Below are 22,863 nucleotides of genomic sequence, written 5' to 3' on the forward strand. Positions count from 1 at the left end.
TGACTGTGCCAAAATCAAGTAAACTTGATTCTGATTGGTCACTCAGTTCATTGATAAATCTTTTTTGATTATCATCAACGAGTGCCCACACAGATTGATAGGTTTATATTGTTAAAGAGCGTTCTTCTCTGGCCTGCCGAGGCTTCCTTTGAAGAGGCGGCCATTCTAGCGAGATAATGAAAAGTGTCAAACACTTTATTAAATTATTTCGTCTTATCGATTTGACCTACTGATTGGCTGGCTAATTGGGCTTGAACCCTTACTGGCTGTGCCGTGTCAGTGAGGCGGCATTATAGAGATCGCCGTCACGTTGGCAACCCCTTTTTGCTGTTTTTTTTAATTTTCTATTTGTTCGAACAGAAAAAAGCCAAAAGACGCTAAAAATCGACTTTTTATTTACAATTTTTTAAAGTTATCACTAAAAAGAGATACTTTTTGCCAGTTTGTGTACTCAACTTCTTTTGAGGTGTCAGTTTCACCGCCAGTCAATGACATGATGAAACGAATCATCACCTTATCGAAAAAGTGATAACGTGGATAGTAAAGAGCACCAGCGAAAACTCCGATTAGCTTGGGTTGCCATGCTGATTTACTGAGAAACGTTTTAATATAGACACTTCCTTCTGGAGTATCTTTGCCCTGCGCTTCTTTTCTTGCAGTTAAGTTGACACAAAAGAACGCCGCTTTAGCGAGTGCTAATTGCTCGGCATGTTTTTCTATAAATTGATAAAGCTTTTTATTTAAATGTCCGTAGCGAATAGAAGCACCAATTAAGACTCGATCGTAAAGAGCTAAATCAATATCCTCAATTTGATGTAAATCGGCAAGTTCGCAATCAAACTCAGAAAGTTCCTCTTTTATATAGTTAAGAATTTTCTTGGTTTGACCTTCACGGGAAGAATAGAGAAAAAGAGCTTTTTGCACGGGATATCCTTAACTGCGCCAAAACGTAGGGGTAAGCAGTATTAATAGTGTAAAAATTTCTAAGCGACCAAAGAGCATCGAAACAACCAATACCCATTTTGCACTGTCATTAACATCCGCAAAGTGTACGGAGACTTGACCCAATCCAGGCCCTAAGTTATTCAATGTTGCCGCGACGGCAGAAAATGCACTCAGTTCATCCATTCCTGTTGCGATCAATGCCAACATACACACCACGAAGACCAGTGCGTACGCTGAGAAAAACCCCCAAACCGCGTCAACCACTCGCTGTGAAAGAGCACTTCCGCCCACCTTAATCGTATACACGGCTCTTGGGTGGATAAGGCGTTTCATCTCACGAGCACCTTGTAAGGTAAGCAATAAGATACGGATCACTTTCATGCCACCGCCCGTAGAGCCAGCACACCCACCTATAAATGAAGAAAACAGCAATAATACAGGTAAGAATAACGGCCAATCTGCAAAACCTGTTGTGGTAAAGCCTGCCGTCGTCGAAATGGATACCGTTTGAAATAGCGCCTGATCAAAAGCGTCATAAAAAGAGTCGTAAGAATGGTGTTTGAGTAAAATCGAAAAGCAAACCGCAAACAAAATGACTTGTATAAGAGCAAAAGCTCTAAACTCTGGATCTTTAAGGTAATATTTTGGATGAACACCACCTGTCGCAAACGCCGCGTAATGGAGCGTAAAATTACAGGCTGAAATGAGCAAAAAAACAACCGTAATTAAATTGATCGCATAACTGTCAAAATACCCCATGCTTGCATCATGAGTCGAAAACCCACCAATAGCGATCGTAGAGAAGCTATGACAAATCGCATCAAATAGGGTCATCCCTGCTGCCCAAAAAGCAGTCGCGCAGGCAATCGTTAAGCTTAAATAGATGTACCAAAGTGCTTTAGCGGTTTCGGCGATTCTTGGAGTGACTTTAGTATCTTTGACCGGGCCTGGAATTTCTGCTCGATATAACTGCATTCCCCCAATTCCCAATACTGGCAAAATGGCCACCGCTAGAACGATGATCCCCATCCCACCAAACCATTGTAAAAACTGCCGATAGAACAAAATCGCTTTAGGTAATTCATCTAACCCAACAATGACGGTTGCTCCGGTGGTGGTTAATGCTGAAAACGATTCAAAAAACGCATCCGTCACCGATACATTAGGGTTATCCGCTAACCAAAATGGTAATGAACCCGCACTACCGATAACCGTCCAAAACAGTACAACGATCAAAAAACCGTCTCTGGCTTTCAATTCATGTCGATAGCGGCGGTTTGGAAACCAAAAAAAACCGCCACACATCAACAATACAAAAAAGGTCGTGACAAAAGGTACACCTGCACCATCGCGGTACAGCAAAGCCACCAGCGCAGGGGCAAGCATAGAGACACTAAATAGCGCGAGCAAAAGCCCGACGATACGAATAATAGATCGAATTTGCATTGCTTTTTCTGAAGCGAAGCTTCTGACTTCCTAATTATTTTTTATGGCGGTCACTACAGCTTTTGCACCGCTTTTATTAATGATAGTTTGAGTAAAGGCATCAAGATGGCGCAATTCTATCTCAACAAGAAATTTAACCTGTTCTTTATAATCGGCTTCGACTTCTAATGCTTCATACTGCGCGATGATGGATTGAGCAATCGGCACAAAACTGTAGTCTAACGTTAGGGATAATTTTGTGGTGATTTTTTTCTCAATAGTTTGAAGCTGCTTGAGTGCTTGTTGTACTCCGCCACCATAAGCTTTAACTAACCCACCAGTGCCAAGACGAATCCCACCATAATAACGAGTGACGACGGCCGTTAACTCCCCGACACTCGATCCGGCTAGCTGCGCCAATATCGGTTTGCCCGCCGTCCCTGATGGCTCACCATCATCACTAAAACCCCACAACATCGAATCTTCCGGTCGTCCGGCAACAAAGCCCCAGCAGTTATGTCTGGCGTCGCTATGTTTTGTCTTTATTTGCGCAACGAAGGCTTTGGCAGCATCTACACTCGGAGTATGGGCCAAATAGGTAATAAAGAGGCTTTTTTTGATTTCCTCTTCAAATTGGGTGGGCAACGCTGGAATTAAATAAGGTTGTTCGTTCATGTGAAATCATAGATCGAGCGGATGGCAAGAGTGTAACACGTGCACTTAAAAAAGCAGCGCTGATCTCCATTCGCACTCAATGTTAAACAGTTGTTTAAAAAATGTATTGAAATTAAACAATCCTCAGGTCAAACTAAACCGACTGGTCAAACCAGAACCATTAATACAACAAAAACTCTCACACACGATCTTAAGGTTGTATGTCACGGAGATAGACAATGATTTACCAAGCCAACACCCTACAGGTAAAGGAATTACAAGATGGTATTGCGGAGTTGCGTTTCTGCTCCAAGGAGTCAGTGAACAAACTTGACCTTGCCACTCTTGAATCGCTCAACCATGCACTTGATGCCCTAAAAGCCCACCAAGGACTGAAAGGCCTTATTCTTACTTCCGATAAAGAATCTTTTATTGTCGGGGCTGATATCACTGAGTTTTTAGGTCTCTTTGCTAAACCTGCGCAAGAACTCGACCAATGGCTGCAATTTGCCAATAGCATTTTCAACAAACTAGAAGATCTACCCGTTCCGACACTAGCCGCTTTAACAGGGCACGCGCTAGGCGGTGGATGTGAGTGTGTACTCGCTACCGATTTCCGTATTGGTGACGCGACCACCAGCATAGGATTACCGGAAACAAAGCTTGGTATTATGCCGGGGTTCGGTGGCTGTGTGCGTCTGCCTCGTGTAATTGGTGCCGACAATGCTATGGAAGTGATCACTCAAGGCAAAGCATGTCGTGCTGAGGAAGCCCTTAAAATTGGACTGCTCGATGCGATTGTTGATAGCGACAAACTGCTTGAGTCAGCACTCAAAACCATCACATCGGCCATCAATGAAACCGTTGATTGGAAAATGCGTCGCCAGCAAAAAATGTCCGCGCTGACACTCAGCAAATTAGAAGCCATGATGAGCTTCACCATGGCCAAAGGCTTGGTTGCACAGCATGCCGGACCTCATTATCCAGCGCCAATAACCGCTGTTATTGCAATAGAAGAAGCCGCGCGCTGTAGCCGTGATGAAGCATTGGCCATTGAGCGTAGACACTTCGTTAAGCTCGCTCATTCTGAAGCGGCGAAATCCTTGGTCGGTTTATTCCTCAACGACCAATATATTAAAGCACTGGCAAAAAAAGCGGCTAAATCAGCCAATAAAGAAACCGGACGAGCGGCTGTACTTGGTGCGGGTATCATGGGCGGCGGCATTGCTTATCAATCGGCAGTAAAGGGCGTGCCTGTTTTGATGAAAGATATTGCTCAATCGTCCCTTAATTTAGGTATGACAGAGGCATCTAAGTTACTCAACAAGCAGCTAGAGCGCGGAAAAATTGATGGTTTTAAAATGGCAAGTGTGCTGGCATCGATTACGCCTAGCCTGCATTATGCGGGGATTGAGCAAGCGGATGTAATTGTTGAAGCTGTGGTTGAAAACCCGAAAATCAAAGCCGCGGTACTAAGTGAAGTCGAAGCCAATGTTGGTGAGGATGCGGTTATCACCTCGAACACCTCAACCATTCCAATCAACCTACTGGCCAAATCACTCAAACGTCCAGAAAACTTCTGTGGTATGCACTTTTTTAACCCAGTACATCGTATGCCATTGGTGGAAATTATTCGTGGTGAACACACTTCCGATGAAACCATCAATCGAGTTGTCGCTTACGCGGCCAAAATGGGTAAATCCCCCATCGTGGTCAATGACTGCCCTGGGTTCTTCGTAAACCGCGTACTTTTCCCTTACTTTGGTGGCTTTAGTTTATTACTGCGCGATGGCGCTGATTTCACTCAAATCGATAAAGTGATGGAACGTAAGTTTGGTTGGCCAATGGGCCCAGCTTATCTTCTAGATGTGGTCGGTATTGATACCGCTCACCATGCCCAGGCAGTCATGGCACAAGGATTCCCAGAAAGAATGGGCAAACAGGGCCGCGATGCTATTGATGCACTGTTTGACGCCAATAAATATGGCCAGAAAAATGGCAGCGGTTTCTATCAATACACTTTAGATAAGAAAGGAAAACCGAAGAAAACTTTCTCTGAAGAGGTTCTCACTGTTCTTAACGTAGAATGTGGTGATAAACGTACTTTTGATGATCAAACCATCATTGAACGCATGATGATTCCGATGATCAATGAAGTGGCACTCTGTTTAGAAGAGAAGATCATCGCCTCACCCCAAGAAGCTGATATGGCGTTGGTGTACGGCTTGGGGTTCCCTCCTTTTAGAGGCGGCGTATTCCGCTATCTCGATAGTCTTGGCTTACAAAACTACGTTGCAATGGCAAGCCAATACCAAGCATTGGGCGCGATGTATCATGTACCTCAACTGCTGCTTGATATGGCAGAAAAAGGCGAGACCTTCTACGGTGCTCAACAAGCAAGTTCTATCTAAGGAGAGATGTCCAAATGACTTCACATAAGAGAAATGTCGTAATTGTTGATTGCCTACGCACCCCGATGGGTCGTTCAAAAGGTGGGGCATTTCGTCATACTCGTGCGGAAGATTTATCTGCACATCTGATGAAAGGCATTTTAGCCCGTAATCCACAAGTCAACCCAAAAGAGATCGAAGATATCTACTGGGGTTGCGTGCAACAAACCTTAGAACAAGGCTTTAACGTCGCGCGTAATGCGGCACTGTTAGCTGGCTTGCCGATTGAAATTGGTGCCGTCACCGTTAACCGTTTATGTGGTTCATCAATGCAAGCACTGCATGATGCCACCCGCGCCATTATGGTTGGTGATGCTGAAATCTGCCTTGTGGGCGGCGTTGAGCATATGGGACACGTACCAATGAACCATGGCGTTGATTTCCATCCCGGCATGTCAAAAACCGTTGCCAAAGCTGCGGGGATGATGGGGTTAACGGCTGAGATGTTAGGTAAAATGCACGGCATTAGCCGTGAGCAACAAGATGCCTTTGCCGCTCGTTCGCATCAACGCGCTTACGCAGCAACCGTTGAAGGTCGCTTCAAAAATGAAATCCTTCCCACCGAGGCTCATGCTGAAGATGGTACTCTGTTCACGCTGGATTTTGATGAAGTGATCCGCCCGGAAACCACTGTTGAAGGGCTAGCACAGTTACGTCCTGTTTTTGACCCAGCCAATGGTACTGTAACAGCTGGCACCTCATCGGCTCTGTCCGATGGCGCATCGGCAATGTTGATCATGAGCGAAGAGAAAGCCAATGCGCTTGGCTTAAAGATTCGCGCGCGTGTGAAATCAATGGCCGTCGCTGGTTGCGATCCTTCAATTATGGGTTACGGGCCAGTTCCGGCTACTCATAAAGCGCTACAGCGTGCAGGCCTCACCATGCAAGATATGGATGTGATTGAGTTAAACGAAGCGTTTGCAGCTCAATCTCTACCTTGCGCGAAAGATCTCGGTTTGCTCGATGTAGTGGATGAGAAGGTTAACCTAAACGGAGGGGCGATCGCGCTGGGTCATCCTCTCGGGTGTTCTGGCACGCGCATCTCAACCACATTGATTAACTTGATGGAAGCGAAAGACGCCAAATATGGTCTAGCAACGATGTGCATTGGTTTAGGCCAGGGCATTGCGACTATTTTTGAGCGCCCATAACCATTCTGTTTTTCTTCTCACTGAAGAGTCTTTTAAGAGCCAGCACTGCTGGCTCTTCTTATTAGGTTATTTAGCTTGAAGCCAATCACGATAAAGTTGATCGCTACTGCCCAGATAATTTACCATCCACTCGATCAATTTATGATTATCATCTTTGCGCCATACTAAACAGCATTGACTAAGCAGTTTATCAACGGTGAGAACCCGTTCAACCAACCCACCATCAACAATCAAAGGTTGTGCAATGTGTCTTGGCATGTAGCCCACACCGACTTCATTTTTTAAGCATTCAATCGCACTATACCAATTCGGTAAAAGTAAGCGCCGTTGCTGCGGGTAGTGATCCGTATGTCGCTTGGGTAATACACTTGACGTGTCATCCAAACAAATCGCCGGGAACTGACTGACAAAATCTTCGTTTAAATAGAGCTCTTGAGCACAAGGGTGATGAGGAGACATCACAAATGCCCAATCCAACACGCCCATGTTACGCACTTCAAAATCACCACCGACCGGAATCGCAGAGGTTGCACCAATCACAATGTCAGCTCGACCTTGCGCAATAGCTTCCCATGAGCCATTAAATACTTCCATGTTGATTTGCAGCTCAGCAAACTCAAACGTGCGATAAAAATCTTCCACCAGCGGTTTCATTTTGTCGAGTTTGACCACGTTATCAAGCGTCAATTTTAGCGTTTTCTGCCAACCATGCGCCGCGCGTTTAGTTTGTGAACGAATCTCTTCCATCTGCCTAAGCAATTGGCGAGCCTCCACCATAAACAGCTCACCAGCGGGCGTCAGTTCCACCTTTCTAGGTAAACGGCGAAACAGCAGCACATCCAAATCTTGTTCGACTTGGCGAACGCCGTAGCTGATCGCTGACGGCACTTTATGCAAAACCTCCGCAGCGGCGGTAAAACTACCCAACCGTGCGACAGTATCAAGCATTTCTAATGAGGATTTAGAAAACATAAGCCTTCAATTTTTTTGATGAATAACCAACAAATTTAGCGTTTCATTTAATATTAAACGAAAAATAGAATAGATGAGTAGATAAATTAAGGTTGGCATAGATTAATGCTGGCCAAATATTGATTAATTTTTTTGAATGGTAATAAAAATGAAAGCATCAAAATTACAGTTGCTGTACTTAGCCGCGCTCTCTATGCTTGGCTTCATTGCCACAGACATGTACCTCCCTGCCTTTAAAGCGATGGAAATGGACTTTGCCACAGGGCCAGAGCAAATAGCCTTGTCTCTCACCGTTTTTCTGGTCGGTATGGCATTAGGTCAACTGGTGTGGGGCTTAGCTTCCGATAAATATGGTCACCGTAACACTTTAGCGGCTGGCCTAGTTCTCTTCACATTGGCATCATTTGGTTTAGCTTTTAGCGAGCAGGTGTGGCAATTATTAGCGTTGCGCTTTGTGCAAGCTTTAGGGGTGTGTGCTCCCGCAGTGATCTGGCAAGCAATGGTAATTCAACGCTACCCAGCTAAAACAAGCCAGCAAATTTTCGCCACCATTATGCCTTTGGTCGCGCTTTCACCCGCGCTTGCACCTCAATTAGGCGTCTTACTGGCCGATAACTTTGGTTGGCACAGTATTTTTGTGACATTGACATTGATGGGCGTTGCGCTTGTAGCCTGTACTTTTGCTCAAAAAAATGAACAATCACAACCCAAACAAACCTCAATTAAGCAAGATATCAAAGCTCTGCTCAGCACTAAAACCTACTTGGGTAATGTGATGATGTTTGCTTGCGCTTCTGCGGCCTTCTTTGCTTACTTGACTGGGATGCCAGAGATTATGGCACGCCTTGGTTATGCCGCTAAAGATATCGGTTTGAGTTTTATTCCTCAAACGATCGCTTTCATGGTTGGTGGCTACTTAGGTAAGGTGGGAGTGAATAAATTTGGTGACGAAAAAGTGCTCAAGCAGTTGATTGGCCTCTTCAGCGTTGCCACTTTATTAGTATTCATTGCCTCACAGTGGCAACTGACCTCAATTTGGCCAATTTTGGCACCGTTTTGCTTAATAGCAGTTGCCAACGGAGCGCTTTACCCTATCGTGGTGAACCGCGCACTATCGAGTGCCAAACAAAGCCCAGCAACTGCAGCGGGTTTACAAAATAGCTTACAAATCTGCGTTAGTAGTTTAGCCAGCGCATTGGTCGCAACGTTGGCCAGCCAAGCACAAATGGTGACGGGTATTGCAATTATGATTTGTATGGGCGGGCTATGGATTGGTTATATCGTCTCGAACCGCGAACTTTCTCAACACTTCACCGCACCAGATAATGCACGCGTAGTCAGCGATGAAGAGTAAGTCTTTTAATAAGAACTGATAAAAAGCCGCTCATTATAAGCGGCTTTTTAATCGTTCATTTGTTAGCTACGCTTAACAGGACGCTTCCAACCATTGATTTTGCGCTCTTTCGCGCGAGTGATGACTAACTCACCTTCAGCAACGTTACTGCTTAGCGTAGTGCCAGCACCAATCGTTGCACCATTGGCGATCGTTACAGGAGCAATCAACTGGCTGTCTGAACCGACAAACACATCATCACCAATTGTGGTTTTGAATTTATTGACACCATCGTAATTACAAGTGATAACGCCAGCTCCGACATTAACACGCTGGCCAATTTCGGCATCACCAAGATAAGTTAAGTGATTGGCTTTTGAACCTTCACCCAAACGAGTATTTTTTACTTCCACGAAATTACCCACGTGCGCATCATTACGCAGTTCAGCACCAGGACGTAAACGGGTAAAAGGCCCAACGGTACAGTTTTCTGCAACGGTTGCCCCTTCAATGACGCTGTATGGGCGGATCACTGTGTTGTCATCAATTTCGCAATCTTTAAGCACGCAACCCATGCCGATAATCACGTTATCACCCAAAGAGACATTTCCTTCGATGATGACGTTTGCATCAATCTCAACATCCATCCCACACTGTAATTCACCACGCAGATCAAAACGCGTAGGATCACGTAGCATCACACCTTGTTCTAATAGCTTTTTCGCTTGTGTTGCTTGATAAGCACGCTCTAAACGAGCCAGTTGAGCGCGATCATTTACCCCTTCCACTTCAATAGAGCTGGCAGGATGAACAGCCTCAACTGCGCGGCCTTCATTGTGCGCTGCAGCAATAACATCTGTCAGATAATATTCGCCTTGTGCGTTCTCATTACTTAAGCCTGACAACCAGCGCTTGAGATCGCGCCCCGTTGCCACCATCACGCCCGTATTGATCTCTTTAATTAACTTTTGCTCATCGGTGGCATCTTTTTGTTCAACAATCGCCACAACTGGGCCATGCTTACGTACGATACGGCCATAACCGGTTGGGTTATCCAGTACCACAGTCAGCAATGCTATCCCATCATTAGGCTGTGCATCTAACAAGCTTTCCACGGTTTCTTCCGAGATCAATGGAACATCACCGTACAACACGAGGATCTTCTCATCGTCTTGGAAATGAGGCGAGGCTTGATCAACGGCATGGCCAGTTCCTAATTGATCCGCTTGCAGCACCCAGTTAACCGACTCTTCGGCAAGCGCTTGCTGCATTTGCTCACCACCATGACCATAAACCAAGTGGATATTTTGGGCACCTAAGCTATTGCACGTATCAATTACGTGTTTCACCATTGGCTTACCCGCCAGTGTGTGCAGCACTTTAGGCATATTAGAATACATTCGAGTACCTTTACCTGCTGCGAGGATCACTGCGCTAAATTTCATTGACAACCTATTGACGTTAAAAAAAGTTAAGCCGCATTTTAGCGGTAATTAAAGAGATAGTTAATTTAACTAAATAATTTTCTGTTAAAAAATAAGCAAAAAGGCGACCTATAGGTCGCCTTTTTACATCACGTCTTAATTATAAAACACATTAACGACGTTTTTTGGTCAGCTCGATAACTCGTAACTGAGCCATGGCTTTAGCCAGTTCACTGGCCGCTTGTGCGAAGTTCATATCGCCATGCTGATTTGAAATATTCTCTTCAGCTTTGCGTTTGGCTTCTTCTGCCTTAGCTGCGTCTAGTTCTTCACCACGAATTGCCGTATCAGCCAGTACTGTAGCAGTACCCGGTTGCACTTCGACAATACCACCCGAAACATAAATAATTTCTTCGTGGCCGTGTAGCTTAACGATACGCACCATACCAGGCTTAATAGCGGTCAGCAGCGGTGTGTGACCATGGAAAATTCCCAGTTCACCTTCGCTACCGGTCACCTGAAACGTTTCGACTTGGCCAGAGAAGATTTTCTTCTCTGCACTGACGACGTCTAGGTGAAAGGTTATTGCTGCCATATCGCCTCCTAGTTAGCCTTATAGCTTCTTAGCATTCTCAATCGCATCGTCGATAGTACCGCAGTACATAAACGCTTGCTCTGGAATGTCATCGTATTCACCAGATAGAAGACCTTTGAAGCCACGTAGCGTCTCTTTTAGAGGTACGTAAACACCAGGGTCACCTGTAAATACTTCAGCTACGTGATAAGGCTGAGTTAGAAAACGTTCAATCTTACGTGCACGTGATACAACTTGCTTATCCGATTCAGACAACTCGTCCATACCCAAGATCGCAATGATGTCTTTCAGCTCTTTGTAGCGCTGAAGCGTCTGCTGAACGCCACGAGCGATGTCGTAGTGCTCTTGACCTACGACGAGTGGGTCTAGCTGACGAGACGTTGAATCGAGTGGGTCGATCGCTGGGTATAGGCCCATTGCTGCGATGTTACGGTTAAGTACAACCGTTGCATCCAAGTGCGCGAACGTTGTGGCTGGAGACGGGTCCGTCAAGTCATCTGCTGGTACATATACCGCCTGTACAGACGTGATAGAACCTTGCTTAGTTGACGTAATACGCTCCTGAAGCACACCCATTTCTTCTGCAAGAGTAGGTTGGTAACCTACCGCTGAAGGCATACGACCTAGCAGTGCTGATACTTCCGTACCGGCAAGCGTGTAACGGTAGATGTTATCGATGAACAGAAGTACGTCACGACCTTCGTCACGGAAACGTTCTGCCATTGTCAAACCCGTCAGTGCAACACGTAGACGGTTGCCTGGTGGCTCGTTCATCTGTCCGTAAACCATCGCTACTTTTGATTTTTCAGGCTCTTCGATGTTTACAACACCTGCTTCCTGCATCTCATAGTAGAAATCGTTACCTTCACGAGTACGTTCACCAACACCCGCAAATACTGAAAGACCTGAGTGTTGCAGTGCGATGTTGTTGATAAGTTCCATCATGTTAACGGTCTTACCTACACCTGCACCACCAAATAGACCGATTTTACCACCCTTAGAGAATGGACAAACCAAATCGATTACTTTTACACCGGTTTCAAGAAGAGCAGTTTCGTTTGATTGCTCTTCATAGCTTGGAGCTGGACGGTGGATAGAGTAAAGCTCTTCCGCACCGATTTCACCACGCTCATCAATCGCATCACCAAGCACGTTCATGATACGACCTAAAGTCTTAATACCGACTGGTACTGAAATTGGAGCGCCAGTATTTTCAACTACCAAACCACGACGTAAACCATCAGAGCTACCCATTACGATTGCGCGAATCACGCCACCGCCAAGCTGCTGTTGAACTTCAAGAACGAGACGTTCTTTTGAATCCACAACATTCAGAGCATCGTAAACACTTGGTACTTCGCCCTGTGGGAACTCTACGTCGACTACCGCACCGATGATCTGTACGATCTTACCTGTAGCCATCGTTAATCCTCTAAACTGTTTGTTTTACCTAAGCTTAAACCGCTGCTGCACCAGAAACGATTTCCGATAGTTCTTGTGTAATCGCCGCCTGACGGGCTTTGTTATACACAAGCTGTAAATCATCAATCAAGTTGCTTGCGTTATCGGTAGCTGCTTTCATCGCAATCATTCGAGCAGCTTGCTCACAAGCAAGATTCTCAACCACACCCTGATAAACCTGAGACTCTACATAACGCAGCAATAGTGCATCGAGTAGAGGCTTTGGTTCAGGCTCATAGATGTAGTCCCAAGAATGTTCGCGTTTCATCTCTTCGCTATTCGATCTAGGCAAAGGTAGTAATTGATCGATCGTTGGTTCTTGAACCATAGTATTCACAAATTTGTTGAACACTACGTATAGGCGATCCAACTCACCTGCATCATATTTCTTCAGCATAACACCAACGGAACCGATCAAATCTTCCAAGGTTGGGCTATCGCCCAAACCAGAGACTTGAGCAGCGACTTTAGCGCCACTGTTTCTAAAGAAAGCCGTTGCCTTTGAGCCCACAATTGCCAGCTCAACCTCAGCACCTTTCTCCGACCAATCTTTCATGTCATGTAGAGCTTTTTTGAACAAGTTCACGTTCAAACCACCACACAAACCACGGTCTGTTGAAATAATGATGTAACCAACACGTTTGGCTTCGCGCTCTTCTAGATAAGGATGACGATATTCTAGATTAGCACTCGCCACATGACCGATCACTTTACGCATTGTTTCAGCGTATGGACGAGAAGCTTCCATGCCGTCTTGCGAACGACGCATTTTTGAAGCTGCTACCATTTCCATCGCTTTCGTAATTTTCTGCGTGCTTTTAACACTACCGATTTTATTACGTATCTCTTTTGCGCCGGCCATCGTTTTACTCTCTTTTAAGGTAATCCGTTATTGGTCAGTGGTGACCCTAAGGTCACCCACCAATTACCAGGTCTGGGTTGCCTTGAAATCATCAACCAGTTTCTTGAACTGAGCTTCGATTTCATCGTTATAAGCACCCGATTTGTCGATATCTTTTACAAGATCAACATATTGACCACGAGCATACGACAGTAGAGCAGATTCAAAATCAGCCAGTTTATTCAACGCAACATCATTTAAATAACCACGCTCTGCCGCAAAGATAACCAACGCTTGGTCAAACACAGACATCGGAGCATATTGTTTCTGCTTCATCAGCTCTGTTACTTTCTGACCATGGTTTAGCTGTCTCTTCGTCGCTTCATCAAGATCTGACGAGAACTGAGCAAATGCAGCAAGTTCACGGTACTGTGCAAGCGCGGTACGGATACCACCTGACAGTTTCTTGATGATTTTCGTCTGAGCGGCACCACCTACACGAGATACTGAAATACCAGGGTCAACGGCTGGGCGAACACCCGCGTTGAATAGTTCAGTTTGTAGGAAGATCTGACCATCGGTAATCGAGATTACGTTAGTCGGTACGAATGCTGAAACGTCACCCGCTTGTGTTTCAATGATAGGTAGAGCGGTTAAAGAACCGGTTTTACCTTTCACTTCACCCTTAGTGAAACGTTCTACATACTCTTCGCTAACACGAGCAGCACGCTCAAGTAGACGAGAGTGGAGATAGAAAACGTCACCTGGGAATGCTTCACGGCCTGGTGGGCGTTTGAGTAGTAGTGAGATCTGACGGTAAGCAACCGCTTGTTTAGATAAGTCATCATAAACAATCAGTGCATCTTCACCGCGATCGCGGAAGTATTCACCCATTGCACAACCTGCATATGGCGCAAGGTATTGCAATGCCGCGGATTCAGAAGCCGATGCAACAACCACAACTGTGTTTGCAAGCGCGCCGTGCTCTTCTAATTTGCGTACTACGTTAGCGATAGTTGAGGCTTTTTGGCCAATCGCAACATAGATAGAGTAAATACCTGAATCTTTTTGGTTAATAATTGCGTCGATCGCCATTGCTGTTTTACCAGTTTGACGGTCACCGATGATAAGTTCACGTTGGCCACGACCGATTGGGATCATAGAGTCAACTGACTTATAGCCGGTTTGTACTGGTTGATCGACTGATTTACGGTCGATTACACCAGGTGCAATCATTTCAACAGGTGAAGACAATTTCGCTTCGATAGGACCTTTACCATCGATAGGCTGACCGAGTGTATTCACTACGCGACCTAACAATTCAGGACCAACTGGCACTTCAAGAATACGACCAGAACCTGTTACTTTCATGCCTTCCTTAAGGTCAGCATATGGGCCCATGACAACCGCACCAACCGAGTCACGCTCAAGGTTAAGTGCAAGTGCATAACGGCCACTCGGTAATTCAATCATTTCACCTTGCATCACGTCCGCTAGGCCGTGAATGCGAATGATACCATCGCTTACCGATACGATAGTACCTTCATTGCGAGCTTCACTAACAACGTCGAAAGATTCGATACGTTGTTTAATTAGATCGCTAATTTCCGTGGAATTAAGTTGCATGCTCCAATCCCCATCAAGACTGTAATGCATCGCTCAGGCGGTTTAAACGACCGCGGGCTGAGTTATCGATGACAAGGTCTCCGGCTCGAATTATAACCCCACCAAGTAGGGTCTCATCTATACTGCAATTCAGCTGAACTTTGCGTTCAAGACGCTGCTCAAGTTTGGTGCTGATATTGACAAGCTGTTCATCAGAAAGCTCAGTTGCTGAAATCACTTCAACATCCATCTGCTTCTCATGCTCTTGTTTCAGAGCAAAGAACTGTTCACTAACATCAGGAAGAGCCTTTAATCGGCCATTCTCAGCCATCACCTTTAACAGGTTCTGGCCATAAACATCAAACTGTTCGCCACAAATTGCGATGAAAATTTCCGCTAATTTCTCAGCCGAAACAGAGCCCGTTAGTAGCTCTTTCATTTGCTCGTTCTTTGCGACCTCGGCAGCAAAAGCTAACATCTGACCCCATTGGTCAAGTTGCTTTTTCTCTACCGCAAAATCGAATGCTGCTTTAGCATAGGGGCGTGCAATTGTAGTCAAATCAGACATAAAGCGCCCCCATCCTTAAAGTCTTGCAGTAATGTTGTCGAGAATATCTTTGTGCGCATCTTTATCGATAGAACGCTCAAGGATTTTCTCAGCACCAGCTACAGCCAGAGTTGCAACTTGTTTACGCAGCTCATCGCGGGCACGGTTACGTTCAGATTCAAGTTCAGCTTCCGCTTGAGCAAGGATTTTCTGGCGTTCTGCCTGAGCTTCCTCACGTGCTTCGTCTAAAATTTGAGCTTTACGTTTATTTGCCTGTTCGATGACCTCAGTTGCAGTGCGCTTCGCTTCTTTCATTTGTTCAGAAGCGTTGGCTTGTGCTAGATCCAAGTTTTTAGCAGCACGCTCAGCGGCTGAAAGACCGTCAGCAATTTTCTTCTGACGCTCTTCGATCGCATTCATGATTGGCGGCCATACATATTTCATGCAGAACCACACAAACAGTGCAAACGCGATTGCTTGACCTAGCAGAGTTGCGTTCATATTCACAACAGCTACCCCTCTATTTGTTCACCAACGAAAAGTATTAATCAACGACAAATCATCAATTTGTGTGATCGGTTGATTAACCTAGTTGACCAACAAATGGGTTCGCGAAAGTGAATAGAAGCGCAATTACGATACCGATCATAGGAACCGCATCAAGTAGACCCGCGATGATAAACATCTTAACTTGTAGCATAGGAGCCATTTCTGGTTGACGAGCAGCACCTTCAAGGAATTTACCGCCTAGAAGTGCGAAACCAATCGCTGTACCAAGAGAAGCAAGACCGACGATAATACCTACGGCGATTGCAGAAAAGCTCAGTAAAGTTTCCATTACTATCTCCAATTTATAGTTGTTGGCTTATGTGCCCAAATAAAAAGCTTTAAAAAATTAATGATCACTATCTTCGTGTGCCATTGATAGATAAACAATAGTCAGCATCATGAACACGAAAGATTGAATCAGAATTACCAGAATATGGAAAATCGCCCACGGTAGTGAACCCATCCATTGTAGCCACCATGGTAGCATCGCTGCGATAAGAATAAATACCACCTCACCTGCGAACATGTTACCGAATAGACGCATACCGAGTGAGAGAGGTTTCGCAAGTAACGATACCACTTCAATAAGTAGGTTAAACGGAATCATGGTCCAGTGATTGAATGGATGTAGAGCTAATTCTTTCGCAAAACCACCTAGGCCTTTCACTTTGATGCTGTAGTAAATCATCAGAGCAAATACGCCTAGAGCCATAGCCATGGTGATATTCACATCAGCTGACGGAACCACTTTTAGATAAGGGATACCAAGCCAATGTTGTGCTGGATACGGTAAGAAATCGATGGGCACTAAGTCCATGATGTTCATTAACAATACCCAACAAAAGATAGTCAGTGCCAGCGGTGCTATAAGTGGATTGCGTCCATGAAAGGTGTCTTTGACGTTTTGATCGACAAATTCTACCAATATTTCAACAAAACACTGCAGCTTACCGGGTACACCCGCTGTTGCTTTCTTTGCTACAGAGCGAAATATCCATAGGAATATTAAGCCAGTAAACAAGGAAAAAAACAGGCTATCGATATGTACGTTCCAGAAACTCGTCTCACTAATTGACAGCCCCAAATCGTAATGCTCAGAAATCTTCGCAAGAGAGAGGTTCGTCAAGTGGTGTTCAATGTATCCGGACGATGTTAGCGCTTCACCTGGCGCAGCCATAACTCATCCTATTTTTTGTTGTTAATGAATAGCACTGGCGCACAGATATTAATACCTAGAGCCAGCAAATAGGTTAGTTTGAGGGGAACGAGTTCCACCTGCATATACATGTAGGCAACACAGAACAGTGCAACTGTGATGAGGATCTTGAGTACTTCGCCAGTGTAGAAAGAGGCCGCGACTTGCTTCGCAGCACGAGCTCCACTAAACATAAAAGCACACAGCGCAAAAACCGCATTGGCAATGACAAAGATGCCACCCCCAATCAGCGCAGAAAAGCCCCATTCAGCATTTACAGCTACCGCCATCCCTGCCGCCACAAAAATAACCGCGCCAGACTGGATCATTAACAATCGCTTAGCAAGCTCTCGTCCTGGTCTAGCCAACGCAGCTACCATGTATTCGTACCTCTAGTAATATCCTCAGCTCATCTACAACATAGGGCTGGGAAATTGGCGAAAATTATACGGTGAGTCGAACTGATTGCAATTGAAAGACAGCAAAAAGTTACAATTTTGTTTACAAACCGACAACTTTCAAATAAAAAAACGTTTTTTGCATAATTGACTTAAATCAATTATCTCATTTAGCTTTCTAGCTTGGCAATTAGTTGCTCTAATTTGTGAGGCTCATCAAGACTAATCGTCATTTTGGCTTTGCCACCTTTTGAACGAATGATCGACACTTTAGCCCCTAACATTTCACTCAATCTTTGTGACATTTGTTGTGCATCTAAGTCTTCCGATGCCGATCCGTCCTCAGAAGGCTGTGTTAGACACTTTTTCACTAATTGCTCAGTTTGTCTCACGGTCAGCTGTTTTGCGGCCACACGTTGTGCAATTTCAATTTGTTGATCGCCTTCGAGCATCAATAATGCTCGTGCATGGCCCATTTCAAGCTGCTTGGTTTCCACTAAACGCTTCACGCCATCCGCCAATTGATTTAAGCGTAATAAGTTACTCACGGTAGTGCGTGATTTACCAATCACATCAGCCACCTGTTGGTGAGTGAGCTTAAATTCGTCTTGCAACCGCTCTAAAGCTTGTGCTTCTTCAATCGCATTCAAATCTTCGCGTTGAATATTTTCTATCAGTGCCATCGCAATCGCAGCGCGATCTTGGACATTTTTGATCAAACAGGGCACTTGCTTTAAACCTGCTTGTTTTGCAGCGCGCCAACGGCGTTCACCTGCAATAATTTCATAGCCGCCAAGTTCTAAACGTCTTACCACGATCGGCTGGATAATACCTTGCGATTGGATAGACGCAGATAGCTCTTCCAACGCTTCTGCCGACATATCTTTACGTGGTTGATACATGCCAGGTTTCAAATTTGATACCGCGATATCCATTAATTCGCCATCAGAAGAGAGTGCTTGGCTATGTGAGGCGGCTTGCTCCTTTTCACGAGCAAGAGAACTGGTTGCGAGCAATGCATCCAATCCTTTTCCTAAACCACGTTTAGTCATGTAGACGAATTCCTTTAGTTGAGATTATGCGGGTATTTCTTCTCGACGAAGCATTTCGCCAGCTAAGGCGAGATACGCTTTTGCCCCAGCTGAATACTTGTCGTAGTACATTGCTGGCTTGCCATAACTTGGCGCTTCAGCAAGACGGACATTACGAGGAATAACGGTGCGATAGACTTTGTTTCCAAAGTGCTTTTTCAGTTGATCGGATACTTCATTGGCTAGGCGATTACGCGGATCGTACATCGTTCGAAGTAACCCTTCGATTTTCAGGTTTTCGTTGACTACCGCGGCTAACTTGCTGATGGTATCCATTAACGCCGTTAAACCTTCTAATGCAAAATACTCACATTGCATTGGCACTAACACAGAATCCGCTGCGGCCATGGCGTTGATTGTAAGAAGATTTAAAGAAGGAGGACAATCAATAAAGATGAAATCATAGTTATCACGAACTGGCGCGAGGGCATTTTTCAAACGCACTTCGCGAGCAAAGACTTCCATTAATTTGATTTCAGCGGCTGTCACGTCTCCGTTCGCCGCAATCAAATCGTAGTGTCCCGTTGTTTTGCGACATACGACTTCATCAAAAGGAGTGTCTTCGACCAACAATTCGTACGCGGTTGCATCTACTTGATACTTATCAACACCACTGGCCATCGTTGCATTGCCTTGTGGGTCGAGATCGATCACTAAAACTTTACGCTTAGTCGCCGCCATAGAGGCCGCTAAGTTAATGCACGTTGTTGTTTTTCCTACGCCACCTTTCTGGTTGGCGATTGCTACGATTTTGCCCACGGTATGCCTCGCTGTTATCCCTTGCGAGATAAGATTACAAGATGACGGTCACCTTCCAACTCAGGAACTTTCAAAGCTTTGACATCAGTCACAGAACACCACTCAGGTAGTGTGGCTATTTCCTCATCTGGTCGTTGTCCTTTCAGGGCTAAAAATCGGCCCGATGTTTCTTTTGGTAAATGGTGACACCATTCCACCATATCGAGCATTGAAGCAAACGCACGGCTCAGTACGCCATCAAATTTTACTTCAGGCTGAAACTCTTCGACTCGACTTTGAATCGTGGTCACATTTTTAATACCAAGCTCATGCAGAACTTGTTTAATAAAACGAATGCGCTTACCTAAACTATCGAGTAAGTAAAAGGTTTTATCAGGATTCATGATAGCGAGAGGTATTCCAGGTAAACCAGGCCCAGTACCAACGTCGATAAAACGCTCACCCTGTAAGTGAGGACTTACCACTATACTATCTAAAATATGTTTCACCAACATATCCATAGGATCGCGCACTGAGGTGAGATTGTAGGCTTTGTTCCATTTATTCAGCAGTTCCACGTAACCGACTAATTGGCTACGTTGCTGCTCATTGACCTCGAGATCGGTTTGACCAATTAAATCATCGAGACGCGTTCTTAACTCGCTCATGCGGCGTCTTCCCCTTTCTTTAGTACACCTTGCTTTTTCAAATAAACCAATAAGATAGAAATAGCAGCTGGTGTAACACCGGAAATACGAGAGGCAATACCAACCGTTTCAGGCTTGGCATTGTTAAGCTTAAGGATCACTTCGTTGGACAAGCCTTTGACCTGTTTATAGTCAAGATCCAGCGGCAATTTAGTGTGTTCATGGCGCAATGATTTGTCGATCTCATCTTGCTGACGCTGAATATAACCATCGTATTTGATTTGAATTTCAACTTGCTCAGCCGCTTCACTATCGTTCAATGCTGGTGCAAATGACTCAAGCGACGTGAGCTGTTGATAGGTGATTTCAGGTCGACGCAATAAATCTTCACCACTCGCTTCACGAGACATGGGTGTTTTGAGCAACGCATTCAGTGCATCAACACCAACGGAGTTCGGGTTCATCCACGTTTGTTTCAAACGTTGACGCTCGATTTCCATGTTTTCCATTTTTTGATTAAAACGCGCCCAGCGCGCATCATCGACTAAACCTAACTCTCTGGCTTTTTCGGTTAAACGCAAATCGGCGTTATCTTCGCGTAGCAGTAAGCGATATTCAGCGCGAGAGGTAAACATGCGATAAGGTTCTTTGGTACCCATAGTGGAAAGATCATCGATCAACACGCCCATGTAAGCTTGATCACGGCGTGGACTCCAGCCTTCTTTTTCTTGGCTAAATAAGCTTGCATTCAAACCAGCCATTAACCCTTGCGCTGCCGCTTCTTCGTATCCGGTGGTGCCGTTGATTTGACCAGCAAAGAACAAACCACTGATGAATTTGGTTTCATAGGTTTGTTTTAAATCTTGTGGATTGAAAAAATCGTACTCGATGGCGTAACCCGGACGAACAATATGTGCGTTTTCAAACCCTTTCATTGAGCGAACGATCTGCACTTGTACATCAAACGGTAAGCTGGTGGAAATACCGTTAGGGTAGAGTTCTGTCGTGGTCAAACCTTCAGGCTCGATAAAAATTTGATGGCTATTTTTGTCGGCAAAACGCATGACTTTGTCTTCGATCGATGGGCAGTAGCGTGGGCCGATACCTTCGATGACACCTGCGTACATCGGACTACGATCAAGATTGGCACGGATCACATCATGCGTTTTATCGTTGGTATGCGTGATGTAGCATGGTATTTGACGTGGATGCTGTTCACGTTGTCCCATGAAGGAAAAAACAGGCGTTGGGTTATCACCGTGTTGTGTTTCTAACACTGAGAAGTCCACGCTGCGCGCATCGATCCTTGGTGGCGTACCCGTTTTTAAACGATCGACTCGAAACGGCAGTTCACGTAAACGTTGCGCTAATGCGATCGATGGAGGATCTCCTGCGCGGCCTCCTGAGAAGTTTTCAAGACCAATGTGGATCTTTCCACCAAGGAAGGTGCCTACCGTCAATACCACCGCTTTGGCGTGGAATTTGAGGCCCATTTGAGTCACAACGCCCATTACACGATCATTTTCAACGATAAGATCATCGACCGCTTGTTGGAACAAAGTTAAGTTTGGCGTGTTTTCAAGCACATCACGCACATACGATTTGTAAAGCGCACGATCTGCTTGGGCTCGAGTCGCTCGAACCGCTGGCCCTTTTGAGGCATTGAGTGTTCTAAATTGAATACCTGCATGATCAATCGCTTGTGCCATTAGACCGCCCATGGCATCGACTTCTTTAACCAGATGTCCTTTACCAATTCCGCCGATCGCAGGATTGCACGACATCTGTCCTAGAGTCTCAATGTTATGGGTAAGCAATAGCGTACTTTGACCAGTACGAGCTGCAGCGAGAGCGGCTTCCGTTCCAGCATGGCCACCACCGACCACAATGACGTCAAATTTTTCGTGATAAAGCATGAACCGACCTCAGGTATTCAATGAAGCATGGACTGACAAAAGAGGCGTATTCTACCTGCTTTCCACTGGCTAGAAAATCGCTTTTCTGCTTTTTTAATCTGAGCTTGGTAAGTTAATAATATATAAGATCTATATAGAGATCTTTTATTAGATCTATTATTAGGATCGAGCATATCTGTGGATAACCGATAAATGATCAACAAGATCATGGTTTTTAAGAGGATCACAAGCTGTGATCCTGACATGATCTAATCGTGTATTAGCTGGGATCAAAAAGGCTAGTTATGCACAGGGTCGTAAAATGCATAAGTTATTAATTGGATAACTATAGGTTAATCACCGAATAACAGCATAGTTATACACATTAAAATATTTAAAATGGGCTTAACTTTTCTATGGCGAGTATTGAGACAGTTATACACAGAGCTTAAGGGTACAAAAAAAGCGGCTCACAGGCCGCTTGGTGACTTTATGCCATTCGCTAGAATTGTTCGATGTGCTGTTTGAGCCATACTTCAGCGGCATCTTCAGGAACGGAATATTCTAATATATCTATGGTGAAACAGTCGCTAATTGGCGTTGCACCTATATCCTCAAGCAGTTGATATGCATGCTTACCTGCTGCGCAAAACGTGTCATAGCTTGAATCGCCAAGTGCTACCACGGCATATTTTAACTCGCTCGTATTCGGTGGTGTTGATTGCAAAGAAGCGATAAAAGGTTGGATATTGTCTGGGTAGTCACCCGCTCCATGCGTGGAGGTGACAATGAGCCAAGTCCCTTGTGAGGGTATATCACTTAAGTTGGGTTGGTTGTGGATAGTCGTAGTATAACCTTGCTCTTGCAGTAGATCGTTGAGATGATCGGCGACATATTCAGCGCCTCCTAAGGTGCTGCCAGTGATGATATGGATCATGAGATATTCC

The 22,863-nt window shown here is 45.1% G+C and carries 22 protein-coding genes; 3 read left to right on the forward strand and 19 right to left on the reverse strand.

Features of this window, described 5'->3' with window-relative positions; genetic code table 11:
* Positions 1-396 precede the first annotated feature (396 nt).
* From hemG to EXZ60_RS14430, 3 genes are read right to left on the reverse strand one after another with little or no spacing between them, the layout of a single operon-like run.
* Positions 397-924: a menaquinone-dependent protoporphyrinogen IX dehydrogenase gene (gene hemG, locus EXZ60_RS14420; RefSeq protein WP_013855605.1), complete on the reverse strand. Its 528-nt coding sequence runs from the start codon at positions 922-924 to the stop codon at positions 397-399.
* A gap of 9 nt (positions 925-933) precedes the next feature.
* Positions 934-2,391, reverse strand: a complete 1,458-nt coding sequence (locus tag EXZ60_RS14425) for a TrkH family potassium uptake protein (protein ID WP_115339403.1) — start codon at positions 2,389-2,391, stop codon at positions 934-936.
* 30 nt (positions 2,392-2,421) lie between these two features.
* A complete protein-coding gene (locus EXZ60_RS14430) occupies positions 2,422-3,045 on the reverse strand; it encodes a YigZ family protein (RefSeq protein WP_017044107.1) in 624 nt (207 codons plus the stop codon).
* A 218-nt stretch (positions 3,046-3,263) separates the two neighbouring features.
* Here EXZ60_RS14430 and fadB point away from each other — a divergent pair, with 218 nt between their 5' ends.
* On the forward strand, positions 3,264-5,435 hold the full coding sequence (fadB, locus tag EXZ60_RS14435) for a fatty acid oxidation complex subunit alpha FadB (RefSeq protein WP_115339405.1): 2,172 nt from the start codon (positions 3,264-3,266) through the stop codon (positions 5,433-5,435).
* Between the two features lie 14 nt (positions 5,436-5,449).
* Positions 5,450-6,625, forward strand: a complete 1,176-nt coding sequence (fadA, locus tag EXZ60_RS14440) for an acetyl-CoA C-acyltransferase FadA (RefSeq protein WP_017046375.1) — start codon at positions 5,450-5,452, stop codon at positions 6,623-6,625.
* Between the two features lie 66 nt (positions 6,626-6,691).
* Here the strand turns inward: fadA and punR are convergent, their stop codons facing one another.
* The gene (gene punR, locus EXZ60_RS14445) at positions 6,692-7,597 is read right to left on the reverse strand and encodes a DNA-binding transcriptional activator PunR (RefSeq protein ID WP_277435892.1); all 906 of its coding nucleotides are present in this window, start codon (positions 7,595-7,597) and stop codon (positions 6,692-6,694) included.
* A gap of 148 nt (positions 7,598-7,745) precedes the next feature.
* On the opposite strand from punR, the gene punC reads away from it, so the two are divergent.
* Positions 7,746-8,951: a purine nucleoside transporter PunC gene (gene punC / locus EXZ60_RS14450; RefSeq protein ID WP_026027660.1), complete on the forward strand. Its 1,206-nt coding sequence runs from the start codon at positions 7,746-7,748 to the stop codon at positions 8,949-8,951.
* A 62-nt stretch (positions 8,952-9,013) separates the two neighbouring features.
* Here punC and glmU read toward each other — a convergent pair whose 3' ends face one another.
* The 15 genes from glmU to mioC all read right to left on the reverse strand — a co-directional run bounded on the left by glmU (position 9,014) and on the right by mioC (position 22,853).
* Positions 9,014-10,375: a bifunctional UDP-N-acetylglucosamine diphosphorylase/glucosamine-1-phosphate N-acetyltransferase GlmU gene (glmU, locus tag EXZ60_RS14455; protein ID WP_026029111.1), complete on the reverse strand. Its 1,362-nt coding sequence runs from the start codon at positions 10,373-10,375 to the stop codon at positions 9,014-9,016.
* 151 nt (positions 10,376-10,526) lie between these two features.
* A complete protein-coding gene (locus EXZ60_RS14460) occupies positions 10,527-10,949 on the reverse strand; it encodes a F0F1 ATP synthase subunit epsilon (protein ID WP_013855597.1) in 423 nt (140 codons plus the stop codon).
* 18 nt (positions 10,950-10,967) lie between these two features.
* Entirely contained in the window at positions 10,968-12,371 is a 1,404-nt protein-coding gene (gene atpD, locus EXZ60_RS14465; protein ID WP_010319968.1) for a F0F1 ATP synthase subunit beta, read from the reverse strand.
* A 34-nt stretch (positions 12,372-12,405) separates the two neighbouring features.
* Entirely contained in the window at positions 12,406-13,272 is an 867-nt protein-coding gene (gene atpG, locus EXZ60_RS14470) for a F0F1 ATP synthase subunit gamma (protein WP_013855594.1), read from the reverse strand.
* A gap of 63 nt (positions 13,273-13,335) precedes the next feature.
* The gene (atpA, locus tag EXZ60_RS14475) at positions 13,336-14,877 is read right to left on the reverse strand and encodes a F0F1 ATP synthase subunit alpha (RefSeq protein WP_026027662.1); all 1,542 of its coding nucleotides are present in this window, start codon (positions 14,875-14,877) and stop codon (positions 13,336-13,338) included.
* Between the two features lie 13 nt (positions 14,878-14,890).
* Positions 14,891-15,424 carry a F0F1 ATP synthase subunit delta gene (gene atpH / locus EXZ60_RS14480; protein ID WP_013855592.1) on the reverse strand — a complete coding sequence of 178 codons (534 nt, stop codon included), beginning with the start codon at positions 15,422-15,424 and terminating at the stop codon, positions 14,891-14,893.
* A gap of 15 nt (positions 15,425-15,439) precedes the next feature.
* Complete coding sequence (gene atpF, locus EXZ60_RS14485; protein ID WP_013855591.1) at positions 15,440-15,910, reverse strand: F0F1 ATP synthase subunit B; 471 nt, start codon at positions 15,908-15,910, stop codon at positions 15,440-15,442.
* Positions 15,911-15,986: 76 nt separating this feature from the next.
* Positions 15,987-16,241, reverse strand: a complete 255-nt coding sequence (gene atpE / locus EXZ60_RS14490) for a F0F1 ATP synthase subunit C (RefSeq protein ID WP_002540812.1) — start codon at positions 16,239-16,241, stop codon at positions 15,987-15,989.
* 57 nt (positions 16,242-16,298) lie between these two features.
* Positions 16,299-17,129, reverse strand: coding sequence for a F0F1 ATP synthase subunit A (gene atpB / locus EXZ60_RS14495; RefSeq protein ID WP_013855589.1), 831 nt, complete (start codon positions 17,127-17,129; stop codon positions 16,299-16,301).
* An 8-nt stretch (positions 17,130-17,137) separates the two neighbouring features.
* The gene (locus EXZ60_RS14500; protein ID WP_013855588.1) at positions 17,138-17,527 is read right to left on the reverse strand and encodes a F0F1 ATP synthase subunit I; all 390 of its coding nucleotides are present in this window, start codon (positions 17,525-17,527) and stop codon (positions 17,138-17,140) included.
* A gap of 188 nt (positions 17,528-17,715) precedes the next feature.
* Positions 17,716-18,597, reverse strand: a complete 882-nt coding sequence (locus EXZ60_RS14505; protein WP_017044113.1) for a ParB/RepB/Spo0J family partition protein — start codon at positions 18,595-18,597, stop codon at positions 17,716-17,718.
* A 24-nt stretch (positions 18,598-18,621) separates the two neighbouring features.
* On the reverse strand, positions 18,622-19,395 hold the full coding sequence (locus tag EXZ60_RS14510; protein ID WP_013855586.1) for a ParA family protein: 774 nt from the start codon (positions 19,393-19,395) through the stop codon (positions 18,622-18,624).
* A gap of 14 nt (positions 19,396-19,409) precedes the next feature.
* Positions 19,410-20,042 (reverse strand): 16S rRNA (guanine(527)-N(7))-methyltransferase RsmG, encoded by a 633-nt coding sequence (gene rsmG / locus EXZ60_RS14515; RefSeq protein WP_010319958.1) that lies wholly within the window; start codon positions 20,040-20,042, stop codon positions 19,410-19,412.
* On the reverse strand, positions 20,039-21,937 hold the full coding sequence (gene mnmG, locus EXZ60_RS14520) for a tRNA uridine-5-carboxymethylaminomethyl(34) synthesis enzyme MnmG (protein ID WP_115339409.1): 1,899 nt from the start codon (positions 21,935-21,937) through the stop codon (positions 20,039-20,041). The genes rsmG and mnmG overlap by 4 nt, the downstream gene beginning before the upstream one ends.
* 481 nt (positions 21,938-22,418) lie before the next feature.
* Positions 22,419-22,853, reverse strand: coding sequence for an FMN-binding protein MioC (mioC, locus tag EXZ60_RS14525; RefSeq protein ID WP_017044116.1), 435 nt, complete (start codon positions 22,851-22,853; stop codon positions 22,419-22,421).
* Positions 22,854-22,863 lie beyond the last annotated feature (10 nt).

The organism is Vibrio sp. 1151_11, assembly GCF_029478525.1.
Classification (GTDB): domain Bacteria; phylum Pseudomonadota; class Gammaproteobacteria; order Enterobacterales; family Vibrionaceae; genus Vibrio; species Vibrio anguillarum.